This window comes from Nitrospirota bacterium (assembly GCA_016195565.1).
Lineage (GTDB): Bacteria > Nitrospirota > Thermodesulfovibrionia > Thermodesulfovibrionales > UBA1546 > UBA1546.
In genome coordinates, this window is sequence record JACPZK010000004.1 from 124160 (window position 1) to 133071 (window position 8912).

General features: G+C 44.0%; 11 protein-coding genes. 9 read left to right on the top strand and 2 right to left on the bottom strand.

Features of this window, described 5'->3' with window-relative positions; all coding sequences use genetic code 11:
• Positions 1-22: 22 nt before the first annotated feature.
• From HY035_01415 to HY035_01445, 7 genes are all read left to right on the top strand, one after another.
• Positions 23-481, top strand: a complete 459-nt coding sequence (locus HY035_01415; GenBank protein MBI3377048.1) for a hypothetical protein — start codon at positions 23-25, stop codon at positions 479-481.
• Between the two features lie 81 nt (positions 482-562).
• Positions 563-775, top strand: a complete 213-nt coding sequence (locus tag HY035_01420; protein ID MBI3377049.1) for a DUF1858 domain-containing protein — start codon at positions 563-565, stop codon at positions 773-775.
• Positions 776-1285: 510 nt separating this feature from the next.
• Positions 1286-2983 carry an ammonia-forming cytochrome c nitrite reductase subunit c552 gene (locus HY035_01425; protein MBI3377050.1) on the top strand — a complete coding sequence of 566 codons (1698 nt, stop codon included), beginning with the start codon at positions 1286-1288 and terminating at the stop codon, positions 2981-2983.
• 225 nt (positions 2984-3208) lie between these two features.
• Positions 3209-3898 (top strand): c-type cytochrome, encoded by a 690-nt coding sequence (locus HY035_01430; GenBank protein MBI3377051.1) that lies wholly within the window; start codon positions 3209-3211, stop codon positions 3896-3898.
• Positions 3895-5268 carry a cbb3-type cytochrome c oxidase subunit I gene (locus tag HY035_01435; protein MBI3377052.1) on the top strand — a complete coding sequence of 458 codons (1374 nt, stop codon included), beginning with the start codon at positions 3895-3897 and terminating at the stop codon, positions 5266-5268. The genes HY035_01430 and HY035_01435 overlap by 4 nt, the downstream gene beginning before the upstream one ends.
• A 210-nt stretch (positions 5269-5478) precedes the next feature.
• Complete coding sequence (locus HY035_01440; protein ID MBI3377053.1) at positions 5479-6441, top strand: 4Fe-4S binding protein; 963 nt, start codon at positions 5479-5481, stop codon at positions 6439-6441.
• Between the two features lie 11 nt (positions 6442-6452).
• Positions 6453-6767, top strand: a complete 315-nt coding sequence (locus HY035_01445; protein ID MBI3377054.1) for a cupin domain-containing protein — start codon at positions 6453-6455, stop codon at positions 6765-6767.
• Between the two features lie 39 nt (positions 6768-6806).
• On the opposite strand, the gene HY035_01450 is transcribed toward HY035_01445, so the two are convergent.
• Both HY035_01450 and HY035_01455 read right to left on the bottom strand, forming a co-directional pair.
• Positions 6807-7352 carry an HPP family protein gene (locus HY035_01450; protein ID MBI3377055.1) on the bottom strand — a complete coding sequence of 182 codons (546 nt, stop codon included), beginning with the start codon at positions 7350-7352 and terminating at the stop codon, positions 6807-6809.
• A gap of 7 nt (positions 7353-7359) precedes the next feature.
• Positions 7360-7497, bottom strand: coding sequence for a hypothetical protein (locus HY035_01455; GenBank protein MBI3377056.1), 138 nt, complete (start codon positions 7495-7497; stop codon positions 7360-7362).
• A gap of 326 nt (positions 7498-7823) precedes the next feature.
• Between HY035_01455 and HY035_01460 the strand changes: the two genes are divergently transcribed.
• The gene (locus HY035_01460; GenBank protein ID MBI3377057.1) at positions 7824-8549 is read left to right on the top strand and encodes a hypothetical protein; all 726 of its coding nucleotides are present in this window, start codon (positions 7824-7826) and stop codon (positions 8547-8549) included.
• Between the two features lie 22 nt (positions 8550-8571).
• Positions 8572-8912 (top strand): histidine kinase (locus HY035_01465; protein MBI3377058.1); only part of this gene is annotated, 341 nt, incomplete at its 3' end.

Below are 8912 nucleotides of genomic sequence, written 5' to 3' on the forward strand. Positions count from 1 at the left end.
AACTTTAAAAATGGAGGTTGAAATGAAAGCAAATATAATTGAAGGATGCCCGTCATGCTCTTCTATTGGAGAGTTGGCAAAGGAGACCGAAGGTAAAAAGGACTACAGGCTTTCGCACTGGCCCATACAGATTAAGCTTATGGGAACGGTCATCCCGTTCCTTAATAATGCAGACCTGCTTGTAGCTGCTGACTGCACAGCCTTTGCCCTACAGAATTTCCATGAAAGATTCCTGAAGGACAGGAAGCTCCTGATAGGCTGTCCCAAGCTGGATAATGCGCAAGCCTATATTGAAAAGTTCACCGAGATATTCAGCAATATCCCCATTAAAAGCGTTTCATGTCTGAGGATGGAGGTTCCGTGCTGCGGAGGAATGACGGCGATACTAAGGGAAGCAATAAACAAGTCCGGGAAGGATATACCGTTTGCTGAGACTATCATAGGAGTTAAGGGTGATGTGCTTTCCGAGAGGGGAATATGACACATATCATAAACTTCTCTTCAGTTTATTGTTAAACTGAAAGCAAGAACAGGCAAAAACTTGAATGTAAAGGAGGCAGAGATGATAGCAACAAAGACAAAATTCACAAAAGACACCATAATAGGAGATATAGTAATGCACAGCCCTGCCGCATCAAATGTTATAGAAAAATACTTCGGCAACGGCTGCTTCACATGTCAGGGCATGAAGGTAGAGTCTCTTTCATTTGGGGCAATGATGCACAATGTTGACCCTAACAAGATTATTGAAGAACTAAACGCTTTGGAGGAATAAAATGGAAACAAAATGTTTTGTATGCGAAAAAACAGACAAGGGAGTTGTCTATCTTAAGTGCATCCACGAAGGAAAAGAAAAGTTTGTATGTGTGAGATGCCTGCCGGTTCTGATACACGGAGCGCATTAAGATAAAGCAATATTAACCGTCTGACAGATTATTTTCTATGGCATTTTAAATGGCGTTCATATCTAAACAGAATCCTTTTAAAATGCCAAACTCCTTTGCATACGGACAGAGTTCCTCTGCCTCGGTACTCCAAAAAGAAAAATCCGAAAACCTAAAAATATGATTTAAATCATACCCTTGAAAAATAAGTTCACTTATCCTAAGCACAATATGTTCTCATTATCACAATATCAGAATAGCACAATAGCTCGAATCGTTATTTGACTTCCATTCCAACTCTGCTATGCTTCACTTATAAGGGGGTGAGAAGCATAACAAAAAGCGGCAAAGCAGCAGGACATGTATTAACAACTCTTTAAATCTTAAAAAGGAGGGATTAAATGAAAAAGAGATTTCTTATAGCATTTATGGCAGCGCTTGCAATTTCCATGTTAATCGGAATCCATTACTCAAGTGCAGATGCGGAAAAGGCAAAACCGTATGCAGGGACAACTGCCAAGAAAGCAATGCCTGCAGAAAAAGCAGTTAAGGTTGAGACCTGCTATAGCTGCCATTCACCGATAAAAGAGCTTCATACAATGGGCAAACATGCAAAGGTTAATTGCACGAACTGCCATAGCGGTCTTGACAAACATCAAAAAGCACCCGGACCTGAGACAAGGCCTTCAACCAACACATCATGGGAGGCTTGCGGACAGTGCCACAAGGAGCAATATGACAGTTTTATGAAAACTGCCTATTACAGGCCTGCAAGAGATGAGAAATCACAGCTAACAAACAGGGCGCCTAACCCGTTCTGGGACAAACTTATGATGGGGCACGGCTTCACAAAGGAGCACAACCTCACAAGAAGCCACAACTGGATGCTCATAGACCATCTTATTGTTGACAGGGCATACGGAGGAAGGTTCCAGGGGAAAAACGGCTGGCAGTACATATTTGATAAGGGCAAGGCCTGGGATGTCCTTATGGACAAATATCCGCAAACCAATGAGCATAAGGCATTTATTCCTCAGAGCGCTGCCGCTGCAAATCCAGTTTGTCTTCAGTGCAAATCACAAGACAACATCCTTGATTGGGCCTATATGGGCGACCCGGATAAAGGCGCAAAATGGTCAAGGACATCCAATGTTGTTGAGGTTGCAAAGTCTATTCAACATGGCCTTAACTGTTTCCAATGTCACGACCCGCATGCTGCAAAACCAAGAATAGTCCGAGATGGTCTTATCGATGCACTGACAAGACCTGACGGAGATACCCTCTGGCACAAGGATCCAAAGAGGACCGGCATCAAGGTCATTGAAATGGGATTAAGGGGTTATACGAGGAAAATAGCGCTGCTTGATAAGTATGACACAAGGCTTCAGTGCGGGCAGTGCCATGTGGAATATAACTGTAACCCGGGGTATGATCCCAAAAATTCCGACACCTCAAAATACACTATCACAATGGCTGACAGAAGGACAAACCACTTCCCGTATAAGGACGTATTCGACCTTTATGACCATTATGTAAATAAGGTCAGCTTCCTTGACTTCAAACACACACTGACCGGCGGCCTCCTCTGGAAGGCGCAGCATCCCGAATCAGAGACATTCTATAATTCAAAGCATGCAAAGGCTGGCGCGGGATGCGACAGCTGCCACACACCAAAGGTTAAGGACAAAAAGACCGGGAAAACATACACATCCCACTTTGCAGTTACACCGAGAGTTCAGTTGAAAGAGACATGCCTGAAATGCCATTCCAAATGGACAGAAGAGCAGGCAAAATATTCCATTGACTCGATAAAGGCGCATATTAAGGGTAAGATGAGAAAAGCCGAGTTCTGGCTCTCTGCGCTCATAGACAAGATTGTTGAGGGCAAGAAGGCTGGACTTGCTGAAGACGTTATCAACAAGGCTCAGAATCAGCATCTACGGGCTCATATCCTCTGGGAGTACTGGACTGCCGAAAATTCTGACGGTTTCCACAATCCTGAAATGGCAAGGGAATCTCTGACAAAATCAGTTGATGAGTCACTGAAAGGCATCAAAATCCTTACTGATGCAATGACTGCAAAAACAGCAGCAAAGTAATAAAAAGATTCAAGCAGAAGGGTCTGTTTATGACCCTTCTGCTTTATCTGAACCCGCATCCAGTTAAAGTTTTAATTCCTTTTACCGAAGCAATGCATCAAATCAACCCTTGCATTTTTAAAAAATTGTATTATGATTTAAATCATAGAAGTAAAACACGGTTTAACCTTAAAATTATCCAAAACAACAACCGGATTATCACCGGAAATCTTGAAGGAGGTGTTTATGAACAATAAGGCTGCAAAAAATCTTTTCATCTACGGCAGTCTCTTCTTCTTTGTTATCTTTGTTGCCCTCACAGTTGACACTATGGGGAAACTTGACAAGAGGGCACCTGAGATAACAGAAGATGTGAATGCTGGGAAAATGGCATGGCACAAATATGACTGCATCGGATGTCATACCATTTTTGGAAACGGTTCTTATTTTGCGCCCGACATGACAAAGGTCGCTGAGAAGAAACCAAAGGAGTATCTTAAAAAGTTTCTGATGGATCCAAAGGCTGTCAATCCAAAGACATCAATGCCTAAACTTGGAATAAGCTCTGAAGAGGCTGACAAACTGTTAGCGTTCCTCGAATGGACTTCAAAAGTCGACACCAACGGCTGGCCTCCAAAACCAATTCTTGCCACAGCAGCAGGTGTTGGAGGAAAAGAGCTTACAGAAGGACAAAAAATTTATCGGTCGTCAATCTGTTCCAACTGTCACATGATAAACGGAATCGGAGGTACAACGGCACCTGAACTTACTAATGTCGGAGCTAAAAGAGACAGGGCCTGGCTCATAGGCCATTTCAAAAACCCGTCAGCATATGTGCCCAACTCTGCAATGCCTGCTTTTGGGAATCTGAAAGAAAAAGAGCTTAATGACTTAACCGATTACATGCTTACGCTTAAGCAGGAGGTGACTAAATGAGCATAAAATATGAAAGCCAAAAATTAGCTCAGAATTTCTATACATTTGCCGTGCTTCTGTTCCTGGTACAGGTAGTGGTCGGCATAATAGCTGCCGTTCAGTTCATCCGGCCCGACTTTTTCATCCTGAACTTCAACATAATAAGGACTCTCCATATCAACGCCCTTGTGGTGTGGTTGCTTGTGGGGTTCATGGGCGCAACCTATTATGTTGTTTCTGAAGAATCGGAGAGTGAGTTATGGAGCCTTCCCCTTGCAAAATTCCAGTTTTGGGCAACGGTTGTAGCAATAACATCAGTGGTTCTCGGCTACATTATTATGGGAATAAATCCACAGGCAAACACCCTTGTATTCGGCACAAGGCTTTTAAATGAGGGAAGGGAATATATTGAGGCCCCGCGCTGGGCAGACATCCTGATTGTCATATCAATTCTCTTGTTCCTCCTGAACTGTTTTATGACCGTGCTCAAGACAAAGAAGTGGACAGGCATTCAGGGTGTTCTCCTCGGCGGCCTTGTTTTCCTCGCCCTGATGTATCTTCCCGGCATGATGTACACAAAGAGCATGGTAAAAGACCAGTTCTGGTGGTGGTGGGTTGTGCATCTCTGGGTTGAGGGCGCATGGGAAATAATCGCAGGCGCACTGCTCGCTTTTATGTTGATGAAGCTTGTCGGAGCAAAGAGAGAGGTAGTTGAGAAATGGATGTATGTTGAAGTGGGCCTTGTTATGTTTACAGGAATTCTCGGCATAGGCCATCACTATTACTGGATTGGCACGCCGTCTTACTGGCTCTGGGTCGGCGGTATATTCAGCTCGCTTGAGCCGATTCCATTGCTTGTGATGGTATGGGACGCATTCAGGACAACGAGAGAAACAAGAAACGTAACCAATAAGGCAGGGCTTTATTATACAGTAGCTCATGCGATATTCAACTTTGTAGGCGCAGGGCTATGGGGTGTAATACACACACTGCCGCAGGTAAACAAATGGACTCATGGCACACAGATAACGGCAGCGCATGGACATCTTGCATTCTACGGCGCATACGTCCTTCTTGTCATGGCAATGATATATGTAACACTTCCTGCAATCAGGGGTGTTAAGGAATTTAATCCATCAAGGGCCTTTCAGTCATTCTGGTGGATGACAATCTCGATGGTATTAATCGTTCTTACGATAACAGGCGCGGGGATGGTACAAGTCTATATGGAAAGACTCATGGGGCTTGATTATGTGGCTGTCAAGAGTATATACAATCTCTGGTTCTGGATATTTAGGGCGATATTCGGTGTCGGCTTTCTCATCGGCGTGGGGATATTTGTAGTGGATTACTTCAAGCTTGGGAAAGAGCCTGCTACGGCAAAGGCATAGCTTAAAAATACGAGGGCGGTTGAAACCGCCCTCGTATTCGTCTATCATATCCGTATGAAAAATTTTCTCCTGATTTTCTCCATCACTGTTTCTTTATCATGTATTTATATTTCTAATTATTTTCATAATCGCCCTCTGGAGATGGTGGTAAAATCATAATTATGACTTATATCATAGTGCGCTCTCACCTTTATGTGTTATTAATAAACCATGAAGCTGACAATATACAGAAGAATTACTCAGGTGTCATTTATACTGCTCATCTTTCTCATGCCGGTTCTGGACATCCTCAGATACGACACTGCAACAAAAGAACTCATAGTGTTCGGTCAGTCCTGGAGCCTCGGACTAAAAGAGGGTTTTTATGCCGACCCGTCAGCTTCCGGAGCATTTCATATAGCCATTCAGTTTTTCCTGAAGGCAATACTCCCGTGGCTTTTTATTCTCGCGATATTTCCTTTACTCGGCTATCTCACAGGCAGGTTATTCTGTGGATGGCTCTGCCCCGAAGGGACACTCTTTGAGCTGTCTGATTATCTGACCTTAAAGCTTACAGGAAGAAGAAGTCTTTATACTAAGAAGCCGAATGACCCTGACACATGCAAAACCAATAAGCTGATTTACCGAGCTTTAGCATTTGCAAGCGCAGTGATAATTCCGCTTATTGGAGGCATAGCGCTCACAGGGTATTTTGTAGCTCCGAAAACCATTTGGAGCCAGATAATAAACTGGGATTTTACATTAGGGGTAAAGGCAGGCATTATCGGGGTTTCCATATACATGCTGATTACTTCAATATTTGTCAGGCATACGCTCTGCAAATTCGTCTGCGCTGCAGGCCTTATGCAGATGCTTTTTGGATGGATAAGCCCTCTTTCCCTGAGACTTAAAATGGATGTTGCAAGGAGTAGAGATTGCACTGACTGTAAAGAATGCGAGAAGGCATGTTTTATGAATGTTATTCCAAGGAAAAATAAAAGGGATATCTCGTGCGTGAATTGCGGCGCCTGCATAGCTGCATGCAATAAAGAACTCGGCAATGGCAAAGGGCTTTTTCATTATAGCTTTGGCGAAAAATGCACTTCGCCCATGGAAAATTCTAAGAACCTGACCGAGATACCATCTTATCCCTTACAGAAAGGGCGGGAAGGTGTTAAAATTAAAGCGTTATGAAGGAGGGATATATGGAAACATTAGACCTGAAGAAGTTAATTAAATTTCAGCCTGACAGGATTTCAAGAGAGATGCTTTCTGACAAGCCTGAGATGCGCATTGCCTTGATGTGTTTAAACGAAGGGCAGAAACTTGAACCGCATAAGGCGCCATTAAGGCTTCTCATGTACTGTGTTCAGGGCAAAGGAACATTTATCGTCGGAGATGAACGCATTGAGGCAGATGAAAAAACATACATACTCTGTGACCCGATGGTGCCTCACGGCTTTGAGGCAGACAAAGGCGAAAAACTTGTGGTTATGGCTGTTGTTACGCCGGTTGAATAGGCAATAAATATTTTTAAAGCAGTCAAGGTATAGTGGTCACTAAAGCCAATATTCAGGATATTTTCTGTTTCTTGAAAGGTTATTTACAATAAGCGCAACAATCAGAAGTACGACTGCTCCTGCTCCGGCAGGGACAAAGGCATAAAGAAATCCAAGGTTGTGTATCTTTTCGCCTCCAATAACGGCAATTAATGCCGTAGCTCCGCCGGGAGGGTGAAGAGTCTTTGTTACAAGCATCGCAACAATAGCAATAGATACTCCAATTGCAGCAGCAAGCCATATCATTTCACCGAATAACTGATATGATGCGACACCGATAAGTCCTGATATTACATGCCCGCCCACAAGATTTCTCGGCTGTGCCAGCGGGCTTTTTATTGCGCCATAGACAAGCACTGCGGATGCGCCAAAAGAACCTATTATCAGAGTGAGATCTCTCGGCTCAAAATATTTTGAAGAAAGGTAACCGCAGATGCCAATGCCAATCGCAGAGCCAAGCCATGACCAGATAACCTCTGGTAATCCTACAGCAGGTGGTCCCTTCGCACCTCCAGCCATTTTTATAAAATATTCCTTAACGCTCATTTTTTATTTAACGCTCTTTGGGTTTGCGCATGCCCGTCTTCGCCGCACCACAGCCCTTACATGCCCTGCCGCCTTCAAGCGTGATTAGCGCATTATCCCCATCTAACCTGATTACCGTTCCGTTTTCTGTTACTGTAGGATTCATGTTAATAACATTCTAACCCATTATAATCGCCCCGGTTATGATTTATCTCATAGTTGTGCCCGTTTTTTAAATTATGTCATGGGCCGTATAATGCTTGCCTTTATTGCTGCTTATATCACCGCAACGTATATCTTTACTCATCACATGGAAGGCGTGATTTTAAAGAGTGCTTCCCACAGATACGGAGGAAGCGGAATTTGACATCCTCTAAAAAGTGTGATTTAATTCAATTAACATATAATCAATATTGCCAAATAATAGGTTTGTTTATGGCAGAGGTGAATGTTAACAAGGAAGTTTCAGGCGAAAAGAATGGGGTAACTAACATGTATGACTTAGCTAACTTCAAAATGAGCCATATGATTGAGTGTGGTACCGCCCTGCGTCAGCTAAGTGTGGGTGCACAAAGCATGGAGGAAGTGGCTAACCGGATTGTTCACTACCTCTATGACCATCTCATTGACCAGCAAACCGGCGAGAAGGAGTGCGCTTTGGTCCGTTTGTACAAAACGCACCCTTATGGAGAACTTGACGAAGAACTCCAAGAATTTGCCCGTGCACTGCTGGGCGGCCATCCTGAATTGCCTGAGATTAAATGCCTGACGCTGTTGGCGACTGCTGGTAAAAGACCGGCGTGGAACTCAAGGAAAAATTCCGTCGGACACAAGGCTATCCCCTTGTATAGTGAGCAGACAGTCACGCGGATTCCGATGATTTTACGACTCATCCAACAGTTCGGGTTAGAGATCAGCCATGTGGTAAAGCCGGACCCGGCTCTGCTGGTGGAACTCGAGCAGAAGACTTATAATGTGTTCTACGTATCTGAGGCGGTTGGAAGTCCCTTTGTCCCGGCTCAAGAGGAATTCGTAATTCCATTCGGAATCAAGTCAGTGCTGGGGTTTGGTGGCATGCTGCCTTCGGGCGACCTGTTCGTGATCATCATATTCTCGAAGGTTCATATCTCGCAGGAGACCACTGAGCTGTTTAAGACACTAACCTTAAATGTAAAGATGGCCGTGCTGCCTTTTATGACTGGACCGATCTTCGCATGACACAAACCAACGCTATCAAGGGATGGTTACGATGAGAGGCGAGAACACGAACTTTGAAACTGAAGTGCTCAAGACACATATTGTCGGAGTAGAGGAATTGCTTCGGGTGCATGAGCAGGTGTCGCTCCAACAAGCCCGAAAACTCGAGCACACTCTTGCGGAACTTGAAGACGCAAAACTTCAAGCAGAGGGTGCAAATAAGGCAAAGAGTGAATTCCTTTTGAATATGTCGCATGAACTGAGGACGCCGTTGAATTCAGTTATAGGCTTTTCAGAGGTTTTGACTGAAGGACTGGCAGGCAGCATCACAGACGAGCAGAAAGAATATGTCCTGAATATATGGAAGAGCGGCAGACACCTTTT